14 protein-coding genes are annotated in these 16,839 nt (G+C 69.7%); 4 read left to right on the top strand and 10 right to left on the bottom strand.

What is annotated here, in order from left to right:
• Positions 1 to 10 precede the first annotated feature (10 nt).
• Together hslU and hslV are read right to left on the bottom strand one after the other, a co-directional pair.
• Positions 11 to 1,312 (bottom strand): ATP-dependent protease ATPase subunit HslU, encoded by a 1,302-nt coding sequence (gene hslU, locus CK951_RS00660; RefSeq protein WP_096784345.1) that lies wholly within the window; start codon positions 1,310 to 1,312, stop codon positions 11 to 13.
• The gene (hslV, locus tag CK951_RS00655; RefSeq protein WP_096784344.1) at positions 1,309 to 1,866 is read right to left on the bottom strand and encodes an ATP-dependent protease subunit HslV; all 558 of its coding nucleotides are present in this window, start codon (positions 1,864 to 1,866) and stop codon (positions 1,309 to 1,311) included. The genes hslU and hslV overlap by 4 nt, the downstream gene beginning before the upstream one ends.
• A 136-nt stretch (positions 1,867 to 2,002) precedes the next feature.
• Here hslV and CK951_RS00650 point away from each other — a divergent pair, with 136 nt between their 5' ends.
• Positions 2,003 to 2,911: a hypothetical protein gene (locus tag CK951_RS00650; protein ID WP_096784343.1), complete on the top strand. Its 909-nt coding sequence runs from the start codon at positions 2,003 to 2,005 to the stop codon at positions 2,909 to 2,911.
• A 108-nt stretch (positions 2,912 to 3,019) separates the two neighbouring features.
• Here CK951_RS00650 and trxA read toward each other — a convergent pair whose 3' ends face one another.
• The 8 genes from trxA to regB all read right to left on the bottom strand — a co-directional run bounded on the left by trxA (position 3,020) and on the right by regB (position 14,945).
• Positions 3,020 to 3,340 (bottom strand): thioredoxin, encoded by a 321-nt coding sequence (trxA, locus tag CK951_RS00645; protein ID WP_096784342.1) that lies wholly within the window; start codon positions 3,338 to 3,340, stop codon positions 3,020 to 3,022.
• Positions 3,341 to 3,398: 58 nt separating this feature from the next.
• A complete protein-coding gene (gene addA / locus CK951_RS00640; RefSeq protein ID WP_096784341.1) occupies positions 3,399 to 6,713 on the bottom strand; it encodes a double-strand break repair helicase AddA in 3,315 nt (1,104 codons plus the stop codon).
• A complete protein-coding gene (addB, locus tag CK951_RS00635; protein ID WP_096784340.1) occupies positions 6,710 to 9,709 on the bottom strand; it encodes a double-strand break repair protein AddB in 3,000 nt (999 codons plus the stop codon). Before addB ends, addA begins: the two co-directional genes overlap by 4 nt.
• Entirely contained in the window at positions 9,702 to 10,376 is a 675-nt protein-coding gene (locus tag CK951_RS00630; protein WP_096784339.1) for a nucleotidyltransferase family protein, read from the bottom strand. Before CK951_RS00630 ends, addB begins: the two co-directional genes overlap by 8 nt.
• On the bottom strand, positions 10,358 to 11,365 hold the full coding sequence (locus tag CK951_RS00625; RefSeq protein ID WP_096784338.1) for an aminoglycoside phosphotransferase family protein: 1,008 nt from the start codon (positions 11,363 to 11,365) through the stop codon (positions 10,358 to 10,360). The genes CK951_RS00630 and CK951_RS00625 overlap by 19 nt, the downstream gene beginning before the upstream one ends.
• Complete coding sequence (tsaE, locus tag CK951_RS00620) at positions 11,358 to 11,843, bottom strand: tRNA (adenosine(37)-N6)-threonylcarbamoyltransferase complex ATPase subunit type 1 TsaE (RefSeq protein ID WP_096787116.1); 486 nt, start codon at positions 11,841 to 11,843, stop codon at positions 11,358 to 11,360. The genes CK951_RS00625 and tsaE overlap by 8 nt, the downstream gene beginning before the upstream one ends.
• 30 nt (positions 11,844 to 11,873) lie before the next feature.
• Positions 11,874 to 13,439 carry a PAS-domain containing protein gene (locus CK951_RS00615; protein WP_096784337.1) on the bottom strand — a complete coding sequence of 522 codons (1,566 nt, stop codon included), beginning with the start codon at positions 13,437 to 13,439 and terminating at the stop codon, positions 11,874 to 11,876.
• A gap of 117 nt (positions 13,440 to 13,556) precedes the next feature.
• A complete protein-coding gene (gene regB, locus CK951_RS00610; RefSeq protein WP_096784336.1) occupies positions 13,557 to 14,945 on the bottom strand; it encodes a sensor histidine kinase RegB in 1,389 nt (462 codons plus the stop codon).
• A gap of 95 nt (positions 14,946 to 15,040) precedes the next feature.
• On the opposite strand from regB, the gene CK951_RS00605 reads away from it, so the two are divergent.
• The 3 genes from CK951_RS00605 to CK951_RS00595 all read left to right on the top strand — a co-directional run bounded on the left by CK951_RS00605 (position 15,041) and on the right by CK951_RS00595 (position 16,838).
• Positions 15,041 to 15,694, top strand: a complete 654-nt coding sequence (locus CK951_RS00605) for an SCO family protein (protein WP_096784335.1) — start codon at positions 15,041 to 15,043, stop codon at positions 15,692 to 15,694.
• 33 nt (positions 15,695 to 15,727) lie between these two features.
• Positions 15,728 to 16,282, top strand: a complete 555-nt coding sequence (locus CK951_RS00600) for an ActR/PrrA/RegA family redox response regulator transcription factor (RefSeq protein WP_096787115.1) — start codon at positions 15,728 to 15,730, stop codon at positions 16,280 to 16,282.
• Positions 16,283 to 16,523: 241 nt separating this feature from the next.
• Positions 16,524 to 16,838, top strand: coding sequence for an H-NS family nucleoid-associated regulatory protein (locus CK951_RS00595; protein WP_096784334.1), 315 nt, complete (start codon positions 16,524 to 16,526; stop codon positions 16,836 to 16,838).
• The last annotated feature ends 1 nt before the right edge of the window (position 16,839 follow it).

Here is a 16,839-nt window from a genome sequence, read left to right as displayed (position 1 = left end):
CCCCGCGATATCAGAGAACGTAGCGGCTGAGGTCGGTCGAGCGGGAAAGCTCGCCCAGATTGGCCTCGACATAGGCTGCGTCCACCGTCACCGTCTCGCCGGGCCGGTCGGGGGCCTGGAAGGACAGCTCCTCGAACACCCGCTCCATCACGGTATAGAGCCGGCGCGCGCCGATGTTCTCGACCGTGCGGTTAACCTCTGCGGCGATCGAGGCCAGCGCCTTGATCCCCTCTTCGGTGAAGGTGACGGCGACCTTCTCGGTCGCCATCAGCGCCATGTATTGCCGGGTCAGCGCATTGTCCGTCTCGTTCAGGATGCGGACGAAGTCCTCCTCGGTCAGGGCGCGCAATTCCACCCGGATCGGCAGGCGGCCCTGAAGCTCGGGCAGCAGGTCCGAGGGCTTGGCGATGTGGAACGCCCCGCTCGCGATGAAGAGGATGTGGTCGGTCTTGACCGGGCCATACTTGGTCGAGACCGTCGTGCCCTCGATCAGCGGCAGCAGGTCGCGCTGCACGCCCTCGCGGCTCACGTCGGCGCCGCGCATCTCGGAGCGGGCGCAGACCTTGTCGATCTCGTCGATGAAGACGATGCCGTTCTCCTGCACCGCCTCGAGCGCCGCGGCCTTCACGACCTCGTCGTCCAGAAGCTTGTCGGCCTCCTCGTTGATCAGGATGTCATGGCTTTCGGCCACCGTCATCTTGCGCCGCGTGGTGCGCCCGCCGAAGGCCTTCCCGAAGATCTCGCCAAGGTTCATCATCCCCATCTGGCCCTGCCCGGTGGGATCGAGCATCTGCATCGGGTTCGAGGTGTCGGCCACGTCGATCTCTATCACCGTATTGTCCAGCTCGCCGCGCTTGAGCTTCGTGCGGAACGTCTCGCGGGTCTGCTCGCGCGCGTCGCGCCCCGCGATGGCCTCGATCACCCGGTCCTCGGCTGCCTTCACGGCGCGCGACTTCACGTCGTCGCGCATCCGGGTGCGGGTCTCGACGATGGCCGCATCCACCAGATCGCGGATGATGCTGTCGACGTCGCGGCCGACATAGCCGACTTCGGTGAATTTCGTCGCCTCGACCTTCAGGAACGGCGCCTTCGCCAGCCGGGCAAGGCGGCGCGAGATCTCGGTCTTGCCCACGCCGGTGGGGCCGATCATCAGGATGTTCTTGGGATAGACTTCGTCGCGGATGTCGTCGGCCAGCTGCTTGCGACGCCAGCGGTTCCTGAGCGCCACGGCGACGGCGCGCTTGGCGTCCTTCTGGCCGATGATGAAGCGGTCGAGCTCCGAGACGATCTCGCGCGGGGTCAGGTCGGTCATTTGGAAATCCGTTCCACGGTCAGGTTGCCGTTGGTGTAGACGCAGATGTCGGCGGCGATCGCCATGGCGCGGCGGGCAATCTCTTCCGCCGGCAGGTCGGAGGCCATCAGCCCCCGCGCCGCCGCAAGGGCGAAGTTCCCGCCCGAGCCGATGGCGGCCACGTCATGTTCCGGCTCCAGCACGTCGCCCGCACCGGTAATGACCAGAAGCGTCTCGCCATCGGTCACGATCAGCATGGCCTCGAGGTTGCGCAGGTACTTGTCCATGCGCCAGTCCTTGGCAAGCTCGACACAGGCGCGGGCAAGCTGCCCCGGCGCCGCATCGAGCTTCTTTTCCAGCCGCTCGAGCAGGGTGAAGGCGTCGGCGGTCGATCCCGCGAATCCGGCCACGACGTCGTGCCCGCCGGGGGTGAGGCGGCGGACCTTGCGCGCCGTGCCCTTGATGACCGTCTGGCCAAGGCTGACCTGCCCGTCGCCTGCAACGACCACCTCGCCGCCCCGACGCACGGCAAGGATCGTCGTGCCGTGCCAGCCGGGGAACCTGTCTTCCGCCATGAAACCCTCCGTTTGGGCCTATATGGAGCCCTTGCCGCGCCCGGACAAGCCGGGCGACGGCGCGTCGCGCTGGCAGCTCCGTTAAACCGGCCTTAGCCTTCTTGGCGCATGTTCCGGGGAAGCCGGAAGGGGAAAGATGCCGCACACGCGCGTTCTCAACATCTATCTGCCCAGCCCGATGCGCGAGGATGCGGTCGCGGGGAAGGTGAACATCATCAACCGCATCCAGGCGGCAGTCGCCACACGCGGTCTGGCGGTCGACATCCATCCCGACACGCCCGAGGATCGCGCCAACCCGGCCCGCCGGCAGGGGTGGAGCCTCTTTCACATGCAGGAGCCGGTCGGGCCGCGCTGTCTCTGCCTGCGCCGGGCCTACCATTACCCGTTCTGGCAGATCGAGGCGACGAACGAACGCTGGTGGTTCGACGTGGCCCGCAAGACATTCGATCCCGCGGAGGTCGAGGCCACCGCCGCGCGCCCGTTCTACCAGCGCTGGCGTCGCCGCATCGTGGGAGAGCGCAAGATCTCGCGCGACGGCTTCATCTTCATGCCGCTGCAGGGCCGGATCGGAGAGCACCGCTCGTTCCAGGCCATGAGCCCCATCGCCATGATCCATGCCACCCTGGATCACGATCCGCGGCCCATCCGCGCCACCCTGCACCCGAAGGAGCACTACACCTCGTCGGATCTTCACGCGCTCGAGGACCTGATCCGCCGCTATCCGCGGCTGGATGTCAGCCGCGCCGACCCGCTGCCGCTGTTGGCAGCCTGCGATCTGGTGGTGACGCAGAACTCCTCGGTCGCGCTGACGGGCTATTTCATGCGCAAGCCGGCCGTGCTGTTCGCCGGGATCGACTTTCACCACATCGCGGGCTCGGTGCCGCGCGAGGGGGTGGCCCAAGCCTTTGCACGGGCCGAGGGGACTCTGCCCGACCACGAGGCCTATCTCTACTGGTTCTTCCAGCTCAACACGATCAACGGCGGCTCGCCAGAGGCCGAGGCGCAGATCCTGTCGCGGTTCGACCGCCACGGCTGGCACTTCTGAGCGGACCCGACGCCTGACGCGGCCCTTTAAGGAGCACCCGTCTGCGAGCGCCCCGGAAACGGAAAGGGCGCCCGACCGGGCGCCCTGCGGAACGATGCGATGGCGCGCTCAGAGCGCGGTGGCGATCCAGTTCGCCAGCGCGGCCTTCGGCGCGGCGCCGACCTTGTTCGAGACCACCTGGCCGTCCTTGAACAGGAACAGGGCCGGGATGCCGCGAACGCCCAGCATCGCGGGGCTTTCGGGGTTCTCGTCCACGTTGACCTTCACGATCTTCACCTTGCCGGCATATTCCTTCGAGAGTTCCTCGAGCGCCGGGCCGATCTGCCGGCAGGGGCCGCACCATTCGGCCCAGAAGTCGACGACGACGGGCACGCTGGACTTGCGCACTTCGGCGTCGAAGGTAGCGTCCGTCACAGGAACGGTGGACATATTCAATTCTCCTGATGCGATAGGCTTGAGGAAAAGGTAAGGACCCCCCTCCCCCGCGTCAAGCTGTCGTGGCCCGGGCAAGGGCCGACCTCACGATATCGACAGGAAGCGGCATCAGCTGCGCCGTGCGGGTCCAGAGGATCGCCGTCTCGATGTGGCGCCCCGGATAGATCTGCGCCAGCGCCTCGGCATAGGCGCCCATCTGGCGCAGGATGCCCTCGGGGACCTCCTCTGGGCGGTCCGGCACCATCACGTTCGACTTGTAGTCGATCGCCAGCACCCGATCCTCGGCCACGATCAGCCGGTCGATGGTGCCGAACAGCCGCTGCCCAAGAACTTCAGCCGTCACCGGCACCTCGAGCAGCGCCTCGGCCGCCATGACCTCGGCCAGATGCGGCGCCGACAGCACGGCCCGCGCCTCCGCCAGAAGCTTCGCCACGTCGGCCGGATCCGGCAGCAGGCCGCGCGCCACCTCGTCCCAAGCCGTGGCCTCGTGCTGCGGCAGATGTTCGAGCAGCAGGTGCAGCGCCGTTCCCCGCGCCTTCGCCAGTTCGGCGGGCAGCGCCTCACCCGACAGCGCCTTCGCCCCGCCGAGATCCGAGGGAGAGAGCAACTTCGCCGCCCGCACGGGATCAGGGGCAGGGCAGCCCGCCCAAGCGGGCAGGACCGGCGGAGGAGCCTCGGCCGCAGCCGAAGCCGGCACCGGCTCGGGCCAGGCGCCCTCGACCAGCCGCATCCCGCCGTCGGGCAGGCGCTCCGATCCGGCGGCCTCCATCCCCTGCCGGACCAGATCGTGCCAGGCCCCGCCGCTGTCCAGCTTGCCCGCGGCAGCCACGATCAGCCAGCACTGCGCCCGCGTCATCGCGACGTAGAGCAGCCGGAGGTTCTCGGCCGCGTCACGCGCCCGACGTGCCTCGCGTGCGGCCACGATCTGCGGCGGGCTTTCCGCAGCGGCGGTCTTCCAGACCGGGACGCCGCCCGGCAGCGTGAAGATCTCGTCGCGTTCGCGCGGGCTGCGGTCGGCGGTGTCGGGCAGGATGACGATGGGCGCCTCCAGCCCCTTGGCGCCGTGGACCGTCATCACGCGGATGCGGCCGCCGGCGCCCTCCATCTGCCGCTTCACCTCGACCTCGTCGGTGGTGAGCCAGGTCAGGAAGCCCGTCAGGCTCGGCACGTCCGTCCGCTCGTAGGCAAGCGCCTGCGACAGGAGTTCGTCGATGCCGTCCTCGGCCTCCTCGCCAAGCCGCGCGAGCAGGCGGCGGCGGCCGTCGTGGCGGGTCAGCGCCCGCTCGATCAGGTCGAACGGGCGCAGGAAGTCGGCCTGATCGCGCAGGTCGCGCAAGGTTGCCACCGTCTCGGGATGGTCGGCCTCGCGGTCGTAGAGCCGGCGCCAGAGATAGCCGTCGCGCCCATGCGCAAGATCGAAGAGCTGAGCCTCGCTCCAGCCGAACAGCGGTGAGCGCAGGACGGCGGCGAGCGACAGGTCGTCCTCGGGCGTGGCGAGGAAGGCAAGCAGAGCGGAAAGGTCCCGGACCGCCAGTTCCGCGCCGAGCTTCAGCCGGTCGGCCCCGGCGATGGGCAGGCGGGCTTCCTTGCAGGCCCGGATGATCTCGCAGAAGATGTCCGAGCGGCGCTGGACGAGGATGAGGAAGTCCCCCGCCGTCACCGTGCGGAAACCAGAGTCCTGCGGGATCTGCACGCCCGCGTCGATCATCCTGCGGATCCGGTCGGCCACCTGCCGGGCAAGCCGGGCGGCGTGGTGCTCGTCCGAGACGAGGTCCACCGGATCGAACCAGTGTTCGGGCTCGGGGTCCTTGCCGGCGGGGACCAGCGGCCAGAGCTCGGCGCGGCCCGGCATCGCCGACTTGAAGGCGATGTGACGGACCTCGCCCCCCAGATCCTGCCGGCGCCGTTCGTCGAAGGTCAGGTCCACCAGCCGCAGGATGGTCGAGGACGAGCGGAAGGAATGCAGCAGGTCGAGCTGCTCCAGCCGGCGCTGCGCCTCGGAAAGCTTGCGGCCGAACTCGGCCTTCATCCGGTCGAAGGCCGCGACATCCGCACCCTGGAAGGAATAGATCGACTGCTTCTTGTCGCCGACCACGAAGATGGTGCGCTGCACCTCGCGCGCCCCGCGTCCCGCGGTGAACTCCTGCGCCAGAAGCTCGATCACCTTCCACTGGTCGGGGCTCGTGTCCTGCGCTTCGTCCACGAGGATGTGGTCGATGCCGCCGTCGAGCCGGAACAGCACCCATTGCGCCACCGACGGATCGGTCAGCAGCGCCTTCGCCCGCCCGATCAGGTCGTCGAAGTCAAGCCAGCCGCGCGCCGCCTTCCGCGCTTCGTAAAGCGGCAGGAAGGTCCCCGCAAAGGCATGGAGCAACCGCGCCCGCTCGGCCGCGATCAGGCAGCAGCGCAGTGGGCGGGCGCTCTCGACCCTGCGCATGAGGTCTTCCAGCCGGTCGAGCAGCGGGCCCAGCGCGTTGCGGGTCTCCTTGGTGGGGAACGAACCGATCTTGGCGGTGTAGGGCTCCTTTGCGCTGGCACCGGTCAGGAGGATGCCCTCCATATCGGCCAGCGTTGCGAGCGTCGGTGCGGCGAAGGACAGCGCCCGCAGCTTGGGCGCGCATTTGCGGTCGTTCGGCGACCCGGCCTCGAGCGCGGCGATCACCGCCGGCATCCACTCGGCCTCTCCGCCAAGGAAGACCTGCGCGATCAGCGCGTCCGCAGCCATGCCGGCCGGCAGGCCGTAGAGCGCGCGGCAGGCGTCCTCCTCCAGCGGCGGGAGAAGTCCGCCGCGGTTGCGCGCCACCTCTTCGGTCAGGGACGCGAAGTCCTCGCCGGTATAGGCGCGGGCGAGGCCGGCGATCAGGCCGGGGGCAAGCCGGTCGGCCATCTCCTCGACCATCTCCTCGCGCAGGAGGCGCGCCGCGCGGTCGTCGAGTTCGGTGAACTGCGGCGAGACGCCGGCCTCCAGCGGGAAGCGGCGCAGGAGCGTGGCACAAAACGAGTGGATGGTCTGGATGCGCAGCCCACCCGGGGTCTCGATCGCCCGCGCGAACAGGCGGCGCGCCTGCGCGAGCGTCTCGTGCTCGACCATCTCGAGGCCCAGAGCGTGCAGCGCCGTGCGCAGCGGCGCGTCCTCGAGCATCGCCCATTCGCCGAGGCGCCGGAACAGGCGGTTCTGCATCTCGGACGCTGCGGCCTTGGTATAGGTCAGGCAGAGGATGCGCTGCGGCTCGACCCCGTCGAGCAGCAGCCGCGCCACCCGGTCGGTCAGAACCCGCGTCTTGCCCGAGCCCGCATTGGCGGAGAGCCATGTCGAGGCGCGCGGATCGGCCGCCTGCACCTGCCGTTCGGTGGCATCGTCCCTCATTCCGCCTCCTCCGGCGCGGGTTGCGCAATGGGCCGGGCTGAGGCCTGCGTCTCTTCGGCGCCGGCCCCCTTGGCTTCCGGGCCGACGGGTTCGGGCTCCGGCGGGTCGCTCATCTCCCATTCGCCGAACCGGGCGAGGTGGTCGTAATCGCCCGGGAAGCGCTCGCCGAACATGGCGCGGCGCGAGGCATAGCCCTGGGCGTGGACCATGTAGCGCCCGATCAGCGCGTGAAGCCCCTCCCAGACCTGACCAAGAAGCGCGGCGTCCGTTTCCAGAGCTTCGATCTTCGGGCTGGACCCGAGGCCGATGTAGCTGATCCGCGCGACCTCGGCGACCTCGAGACCCGGAAAGCCGCCGCGCTCGGCCATCGCCGCCTCGAGCAGCAATTGCTTGTCGAACTGCTCCTGCTGCTTCTTCGTCGGCGGCGTGCCGGTCTTGTAGTCGAGGATGTGCAGCCGGCCATCCGGCAGCACGTCGATCCGGTCGGGCTTGGCGGTCAGTGTGAAGCCAAGGCCCGCAAGCTCCACCCGGCCTTCCCGCTCCAGCACCACCGGAGAGCCGCCTTGCGCCGCCTCGGCCTCGAGGAAGAAATCGGCCGCGCGGTCGAGCCGGGCGAGCCAGAGCGCGCGGGCGGCCGGCCAGGGCACCTCCTCGGCCAGGACGGTTTCGGCAATGGCCATCAGGCGGGCACGCTCTGCCGTGCGGTCGCTGGCGTCCTGCCGGCCCTTCACGAAATCCTCGAGGATGCGGTGCAGGATCGATCCCCGCAGCCGCGCATCGGGCGAGCGGTGCAGTGGGTCGAGCGGCCGGAGCCGCAGGATGTGGCGGGCGTAGATCGCGTAGGGGTCGCGGATCAGCGTGCGGATGCCGGTCACCGCCAGTTGCCGGGGCCGGACCTCGACGGGAGGCCGGGGCGCCGGGCGCCGCGCCAGAGGCACCGGTTCGCCCGGCGCCTCCAGCACCTGCGCAAGTGCTAGCCACCCCTGCCCGCGCCGCCGCATCGCGGCCAGCGCCTCCGGCCCACCCTGCGCAGGAAGGCCGCTCATCAGGTTCGTCAGCCGGTTCAGCCAGCGCGAGGGCACGGTCTCGGCCTCGGCACTCCGCACGGCACGGGTCAGCACGACCTCCGGCGCGGCCACGGCCTGCTGGTAGTCGTGAGCGGAAAGGCCGATCCGGCGCTCGGGCAGCAGGAGGCCGGCCTTCAGCCGCATCTGGCGGTTCAGCCAGGGATCGGGCGGGGGCAGCTGTGGCCATGTCCCGTCGTTCAACCCGCCCAGGACGACGAGGTCGGCCCCCTGGACCCGCGCCTCGAGCGTGCCCCAGATCATCAGGCCGGGATGGGCCTGCACCGCCTCGCGCACCTCGCCGCGCGCAAGGATGGCGTCGAAGAGGTCGGTGTAGTCGGCCGGCGTCAGGTCGCCGCCGTGCGGGGCCTCGCGGCGCAGGTCGCTGACCGCCGCCAGCGCGGCCTCGCCCGCCTCCTTGAGCCACAGCTCTCCCGTGGTGGCGCCCGAGGGACCCGCCGCCAGTGCTTCGACCAGCGCCAGATGCGCCTCGACGTGCGCCGAGAGCGAGCGTGTGGCCAAGGCCTCCACCCCCTCGATCAACCGCCCGAGCCAGAGCGCCCAGTCCAGGACCCCGTCGGCCGGCCGCGTGCCGGCCCAGTCGGCGAGATCGGCCCCGGTGGGAAAGGGAGGGCCGTGGCGGCGCAGCTTCAGCTCCAGATCGCGGGTCCAGCGCAGGTGGTTGCCGCGGTCCGAGCCGGTCGCCGTCAGCGGATGCTTGAGAAGCGTCAGCAGGGTCTCGCCGGTCAGCCGCCGCCCGAACAGCCGCGCGACGTGGCGCAGCAGGCGGCCCGGCGCCGACAGAGCCAGCGGCTTGCCGGCCGAATCGTCCGGCACGATCCCCCAGCGGTCCAGCGCGGCCGCCACCTGCCGCGTCAGCTCGCGGTCCGAGGTGATGAGCGCCGCCCGCCGCCCCTCCTCGGCCGCGCGGCGCAGGATCAGCGCGACCGCCAGCGCCTCGGCCCGCGGGCCCGGCGCCTCGATCAGCGTCATGGCCTTGGCCGCGCCGGACAGGTCGGGAAGCAGCTTGCCATCGGTCAGCCACTGGTCGGTCACCGGCGCAGGACGGAGGGACAGCGAGATCAGCCGGTTGCGCCCCGGGCTCGGCGCGGCGTCGGGGGACCAGCGCCGGACGTCCGAGGGCGTGGCGTCGAGCATTGCCAACAACCGGTGGAAGCGGAACTGCGGATGATCCTCGGCGGTCAGCGCATCGTCGAGGCCCGCCCAGACCGCAGCCGGCAGGTCGAAGTCGAAGCCGGGCAGCACCAGCGCCCCCTGCGGCAGCCGGGCCACCGCCTGCATGAACAGCGCCGTCGTCCCGCGCGAGCCGGTGGAGCCCGCCACGATCACCGGATGCGGTGGCGGCGCCTCGTGCCAGTGGGCCGCCAGCCGCTCCACCGTCATGCGGGCCAGCGCCTGCGCATCCGGCGCATCCGCTCCGAACATCGGCGCCACGATCGACATGAAGGCTTGCGTCCGCTGCCAGTGCGCGGAATGGTCCGCCACGTCGAGCCGCGAGATCGCCTCGGGGGCCACGCCCTCGCCCTGCATCTCGTCGATCAGCTCGGCCAGACTGTCGGCCAGATCGAACAGCGCCGAGCGCGGGGCAAGGTCGGGCTGCGCCTCGATCAGCCGCGCGACGAGCTGCGCCAGTTCCAGCCGCCGGCGCAACGCCGGCACCGGGGCGGGCAGGCCGGGCACCGGGGGCAGCTCGGTCACCAGACGGATGCGCGGAAGGAACCCGGCGCCTTCGGCCGTCATCAGCTCGGTGATCCGCCGCCGCATCCGCTGGGTGTTGACGTAAAGCTCGACCCGCGCCATCGCCTCGGGCGGCGCGTCCGCAAGCCGCGCGCGCAGGCCCGCGACAAGGGCGGCGGGAAAGTCCACGCCCGGAGGCAGGCCGAAAAGGCGGGGGCCGGGGCTGTCAAACATGGCCGAGCATCGCCTCGGCAGCAGTGATCCCCTCGGGGCGGCCGACGTCGCACCACCCGCCCCGATGCACCAGCCCGAAGGCGGTGCCGGCCTCGATCATCCGGTCCCAGATCAGGTTCAGCGAGAACTTCGCCTCCGCCACCCCGGCCAGACGGTCGGTCCGCAGGATCTGCGCGCCCAGATAGGTGTGCCCGGCCTGCCCCGCTGCACGCGCAAGGCGGCCGTCGGCATCCACGACGAAATCGCTGCGGGCGGCATTCACGGCACCGGAGGGCAGCAGCAGAAGCAGCGCCTCCATCCCTTCGCGCCAGCCGGCGGCAAGCTCGGCCAGCGGGTTCGCGCCGGTCCAGACCGCGTCGCTGTTCAGCGTGTAGACCGGCCCTTCGCCGAGCAGCGGAAGGGCGGTGCGCAGGCCGCCCCCGGTCTCGAGGATCTCCGGCTCGTGCGAGACCAGCGCCCTGCCCTCCAGATGGGCGTGAAGACTGTCGGGCAGGTAGTGGGTATTGGCGACAATGCGGCGGACCCCCGCCTCATCGGCCAGTGCCAGCGCGTGATCGATCAGCGGCCGCCCCGCCACCTCGATCATCGGCTTGGGCCGGGTGGCGGTCAGCGCGCCCATCCGCGTGCCGAAGCCCGCCGCGAAGATCATCACCGCATCCGGCCGCATTGCCCCCGGATCCTTTCCAGCAGCGCCGGCCGTGGCTCCGGCAGGAGTGCGCGGCATTCCTCCGCCAGCGCGGCGAGGGCGGGATGGCGCAGGTTGCGCCAGAGCTGGTCCCAGACCCGCGGGATCAGCGCCACATAGCCCGGCTTGCCGGCCACAAGGCAGAGCCGGGCGAAGACGCCGAGGATGCGCAACGCCCGCTGCGCGCCAAGCACGGCATAGGTCGCCGTGAACGAGGCTTCCCCGGCGCCGGTCGCGGCGGCGAAGCGGAGCATCATGCTGCGTTCGATGTCCCCGGGCACGTCGCGCCGGGCATCCTGCAGAAGCGAGACGAGGTCATATCCCGGCTGGCCCATCTGGGCGAGCTGGAAGTCGAGCAGGCCGACCCGCGCCAGCCCCTCGCGCTCCGGCAGCCACAGGAGGTTCTCGGCATGATAGTCGCGCAGGATCAGCACGCGCGGGCCGTCTGCGTGCCGGGCCATCGCCTCGGCGAGCAGCGCCGTGAAGCGCGCGCGATCGGGCCGCTGGCCCGTCGCGGCGAAGGCATACCAGTCGGGCGCAAAGCCCGCGGCCTCAGCCCAGTCCTGCGCCGACAGGTCCGGCAGCCCCGCGGGCGCGGGCGCGCCTTGCAGATGCACCAGCACGTCGGTCGCCGCGGCATAGAGCATCGGCTCCGCCACCGGATCGGGAAGCAGCCGCGCGAAGAGCGCATCGCCCAGATCCTCGAGCAGCAGGAAGCCGTTCGGCAGGTCCGCAGCCAGCACTTCGGGTGCGGACAGGCCAAGGCCGCGAAGATGTGCCGCGATGGCGACGAAGGCGGCTGGATCGTCGCCCCTGCCGGGAGGCGCATCCATCAGCACGGCCGTTCCCGCGCTGTTCGTCAGCCGGTCGTAGCTGCGATCCGACGCGTCCCCGGCAAGGAAGCCGCGCGCTGCCCCGCCCCATCCGGCCCGCTCCAGAAAGGCCCGCGACAGGGCCGCCCGCTCACTCATTCCAGCGCCGCTCCACCTCGGCCAGAAGGCCGGGCCGCCCGCCCGCAAGCCTTGCCACCCGCCCCTCGCCGGCTGCCTCGAGCGTCAGGTGAAGCGCGTCCGGCGGCGTCAGGCCGGCCATCCGGTCCGGCCACTCGACAAGGCAGACCGCCGAGGCGAAGGCCGCATCGAGTCCCAGTTCCAGCACCTCGTCGGGATGGGTGAGGCGATAGAGATCGGCATGCCAGATCTCGTGCCCCGGCGCCTCATAGGTCTGCACCAGCGTGAAGGTGGGCGAAGGCACCTCCTCCTCGCGTCCCAGCGCGGCGCGGATCAGCGAACGGGCAAGGTGGGTCTTGCCGGCGCCGATCGGCCCGGCAAGCAGCACCGCATCCCCCGGACGCAGCACCCGGGCCAGCACGGCACCAAGACGCGCGGTCTCCTCTTCCGAGGCAAGGGGCAGGGCAAGGAACGGTTCGGGCGACATGGTCGCGACCATGCCCAGACCGGTGGCGGGCTGCAAGCGGGATCAGGCGGTGCGCAGGGCCGGCGCCAGATCCAGCGGCGCGGCCTCGTCCGGCACGACGAGGCGGAACAGGACCAGCGTCGCCCCCCCGGTCAGCGGCGAGAACCGGCAGGCGATCAGCCGCCCGTCGTTCAGCCGGACCTCGCCGCTCCACGACTTCCGTTCGCCGATGACGGCCACGAAGCTTTCCGCCTCGGCCCAGATCGGCGAGGGGGCGCTCAGCGCCCGCCAGTGCTCGCAAAGCTGCCCGATGGCGGCCGAGCCGACCGTCTCGACCGGATCATGCCCCCAGAGCGTCGCATAGGCGGCATTGGTCATCACCAGTTGCCCGGCCTGCGAGAACACGGCGATCGCCTCGTCCATCGCATCGATCACCGACTGGCCGAGTTCGAGGTCGGCGCGATAGCGGCGGGTGCGGGTCATCTCGGTCGAGATGTCCTCGAACATCAGGGCGAGCGCGCCGTTCGGATGCGGACGCCCGATGACCCGGTAGGTCTGCCCGGCCGGCAGGCTCCACGTCTCCTCGTAGAGCCCGCTCGAGGCGGCCTTCTCGAGCGCAAGGATCTGCCGGCGCCAGCTGGGATAATCCTTCGGCTCGGGGATCATCTGGCGCTCGCGCAGCGCCTCGAGGAACGAGAACAGCGTGGGCTTCAGCGCCAGCATGTCCGGCGGCAGCCCGGTCAGGTCCAGAAGCGCCGGATTGAACAGCGCGAGCTTGCGATGCTGGTCGAAGATCGCAAGGCCGATGGGCAGATGCGCGAAGGTCTTGACCAGCGTCTGCATGAAGTCGCGCAGCGAGGCCTCGGCCTGGACGGCGGCATCGGCCGGCAACGCGAACAGAAGCCGCCCCGACCCTTCCGCGAAGCTCACGAGGTCGAACCACAGCACGCCATTGTCCGCCTCGATCCTCTGGCGCTGCCCCGCCGCGCCCTGCGCCGTGGCCGCCCGCTCGAACAGGCGGGGTAGCGGCCAGCTCAGGTCCTCGCCGGGGTCGAGCCGCCGCGCAGCCCGCAGGAGATAGGCGGCATTCGCCCAGACCACGTCGCCCGCCGCGGTCTCGCGCCACATCATCAGCGGCGCCTGTGTCACGGTCGCCCGCAACTGGTCCAGTTCCTCGACCAGTGCGCGCTGCGCCAGATGGTCCATGCGCTGGCGCGTGCCGCTGGCCGGATCGTCCAGCACGATCCGCGTGACGCCGCCGCGCATCTCGGCCTGCAGCAAAAGCGGCTCGCCCTCGGGGCCGGAGGCGAGGGTCAGCCGCCCGTCGCCGGCAAGCGTCGAGATCCGCTGTTCGAAATCCGGAAAGCGCGGGGCGACATAGGCGAGCAGCCGGAGCCAGGGACCGCCCCGCGCCGGAGACAGCGCGAGGATCGCCCGCGCCCCGGGGGTGGCATCCAGCAGCGTCTCGCCATCGAAGAGGAACACCGTCCCGCCCTGCGGGTCCGCGAAGATGCCGCCCTGCCGGCGATCCCCGCGCGCCTGCAGCACCCCCGCCAGAACGACGGCAGCCGAGGCGGCCATCACTGCCGTCAGGACGAGCCCGAGCGCCAGTGCCCAATCGAACCCCATTTGCCTGAAACCCCGGACGAACAGCACGATATTCCGACCATGAGGCGCAGAAGGTTAATAGCTGGTTAATCCGATGGGCGGTCGTCACGCCCGAAAGGAGGGCGTGACGCAGGCGCCTCAGCCCTGGATCAGGACGTTCTCGCCAAGCGGCGCGTTCCGCAGCACGACCAGCCGGCTGACGGGCCAGATGACCTCGACGATGGCGCCGCAGCGCTCGGGCCGCTCGTGCATGCGCAGGAAGGGGTCCGCGGCATTGGCAAAGCTCAGTTCGGCGCCGGAGCGTTCCAGCAGCGTCTTGGCGATGAAGAGGCCCAGGCCCATGCCCTCGTAGCCGGGACGGCTGGACTGCGTGTCCTCGCTGCGGCGCTGGCGCACGAAGGGATCGCCGATGCGGCCGATGATCGCGGGCGGATAGCCCTCGCCGTCGTCCACGATGCGCACGGCGATCCGGTCGCCGGTCCATTCGCCGTCGATCCATACCGTGGAGCGGGCAAAGTCCACCGCGTTCTGGATCAGGTTGCGCAAGCCATGGATCACTTCCGGCCGCCGCAGGATGACCGGCTGGCGCTCGTCGCCGTCCCGGCTGGGATAAAGGTCGAACTCGACCCGCTTGCCGCGGCCGACATGGGGCTCGGCCGCCTCGCGCAGCACCTCGCCAAGCGGCGCCTGCCGCATCTGCAGGTCGTCCTTCCCGGCCCGGCCCATCGAGCGCAGGATGTCGCGGCACCGGTCGGCCTGCGCGCGAATCAGTTCCGCATCGTCGCGCAGCGCCGGCCGGTCCGACAGCTCCTCGGCCAGTTCCGAGCTGACCAGCTTGATCGTCGCCAGCGGCGTGCCGAGTTCATGCGCCGCCGCGGCCACCACGCCGCCGAGGTCGGTCAGCTTCTGCTCGCGGTCGAGCGCCATCTGCGTGGCCAGCAGCGCATCCGACATCGAGCGGATCTCGATGGCGACCCGGCGCGAGTAGAGGCCGAGGAACAGCAGACCCACGACGATGGCAAGCCAGAAGCCGAACTCGAACATCCGCGGCACGACGAGCATGCTGCCGTCGGACAGGATCAATGGCAGGTTGAAATAGGCGGTGAAGGTCAGAAGGCCGATGGCGATGGCGCCGAGGATGACGGTCGTCCGAAGCTCCAGCGCGAGGGCCGAGATGGTGACGGGCGCAAGGATCAGCAGCGCGAAGGGATTGGTGAGACCGCCCGTCAGGAACAGCAGGAACGACAGCTGCGTGAGGTCGAAGAGCAGGATCATCAGCGCCTGGAACTCGGTCAGGCGGCGGTTCTGCGGGAACACGAAGCTCGCGATCACGTTCGCAATCACCGAGGCGCCGACGGCCATGAAGCAGAGCCCCATGGGCAGCTTCACCCCCAGATACCAGTTGGTCACCATGATCGCGACCAGCTGGCCCGCAACGGCCATCCAGCGCAGCAGGATCAGGGTGCGCAGCCGCACCCAGTCGCCGCGCGTGTCACGATTGAGAACGCCATCAGGGCCGAGGATCATTGCAGCACGTGCCGTTTTGCCTGTATCGGACCTTGTTAGGTCGCCGTGATCGCCGGATCAATGGCAACCGCATCTCCGTGGGAGGAAAGGGTCTCATGACGAAGCTCTTTGCAGGGGCGGCCGCGGCAGCCATCGCGGCGCTGCTCGCCGGCTCGGCAGCCTGGGTCTGGCTGAGGCAGCCGGAAGGCCGCTTCGCCGAATGCGGCGCCAACCAGGTTGCCGGCGGGGCGATCGGCGGCCCCTTCACGCTGGTCGACCAGAACGGGCGGACGGTGACCGACAGCGAGGTCCTGGCAAAGCCCGCGCTCGTCTATTTCGGCTATACCTTCTGCCCCGACGTCTGCCCCTTCGACATGGCGCGCAACGCGCAGGCCGTCGACATCCTGGCGGAATGGGGCACCGAGGTGACGCCGGTCTTCATCTCGATCGATCCCGCGCGCGACACGCCCGAGCAGCTGAAGTTCTTCGCCGAGGCCATCCACCCCGACACCATCGCCCTGACCGGGACGGAAGAGCAGGTCAAGGCGGCCTCGCGCGCCTACAAGACCTTCTACCGGCCGCAGGAGGCCGAGGGCGACTATTACCTGATCGACCATTCCACCTACACCTACTTCATGCTGCCCGGCACGGGCTTCGTCGACTTCTTCAAGCGCGAGGACACGCCCGAACAGATCGCCGAGCGAATTTCGTGCTTCGTGAATGACAGCCATGTGTCAACTTCCTTTGACGCTCGCCTGCAGAAGTCCTAAGAAGCGTTAAGGGGAAAGCTGATGGGCGATATCATGGCTGAGGATCTCGTATTCGAACTCGGGGCTGACAGGTCCCTGCTTCTCGTGGACGACGACGAGCCATTTCTGAAGCGTCTCGCCAAGGCGATGGAAAAGCGCGGCTTCGTGCTCGAGATGGCCCAGAGCGTGGCCGAAGGGAAGGCCATCGCGCAGGCCAGGCCGCCGGCCTATGCCGTGGTCGACCTGCGGCTCGAGGATGGCAACGGACTCGACGTCGTCGAGGTGCTGCGCGAGCGGCGTCCCGACTGCCGCATCGTGGTGCTGACGGGCTATGGCGCGATCGCCACCGCGGTCGCCGCGGTGAAGATCGGCGCGACCGACTATCTCTCGAAGCCGGCCGATGCCAACGAGGTCACCCATGCGCTGCTGGCCAAGGGCGAAAGCCTGCCGCCGCCGCCCGAGAACCCGATGTCGGCCGACCGCGTTCGGTGGGAACACATCCAGCGCATCTACGAAATGTGCGACCGCAACGTGTCCGAGACCGCGCGCCGGTTGAACATGCACCGCCGGACGTTGCAGCGCATCCTCGCGAAGCGCAGCCCGCGCTGACACGCGACGGCGAAAGGAACAGGCGGCGGCCACCCGGCCGCCGCCTTTCTTTTGCGGATCCGCCTCATCAGCCGGCTGTGCGGCCGGGCCGAAAACCGGGATTACTGTCCAAAAGTGCAGGCAGTGCCAACTTTTTACAGAAGCGCGGACGGAAATTCGGGTTTTTTAAGAACGCTTCCATTGACCTTCATGGAGAATGATAAAAAGGATTGAGCCATGGCTCACCTATGGGAACAAAAAAGTGGACATCGATCTCGACTCCATGACCCTCAAGGAACTCAAGTCGCTTCAGACCCAGGTCGCAAAAGCGATCGCGACCTATGAGGACCGGCGGAAGCGGGACGCATTGGCCGAACTGGAAGACAGGGCCCGCGAACTCGGCTTCTCGCTTTCGGAACTGACAGGCTCCGCCGCGACCAAAAGACGGGCGGCAGCAGCACCAAAATACGCCAACCCCGACAATCCCTCGGACACCTGGTCCGGACGCGGCCGCAAGCCGCGGTGGTTTGAAAACGCGATCAGGGCGGGTAAGTCCGCCGACAGCATGGCGATCTGAG

The sequence above is a fragment of the Rhodobacter sp. CZR27 genome (assembly GCF_002407205.1).
Taxonomy (GTDB): domain Bacteria; phylum Pseudomonadota; class Alphaproteobacteria; order Rhodobacterales; family Rhodobacteraceae; genus Cereibacter_A.
Note: the sequence above shows the minus strand (reverse complement) of the source record. Positions and strands in the feature narration are given on the sequence as shown.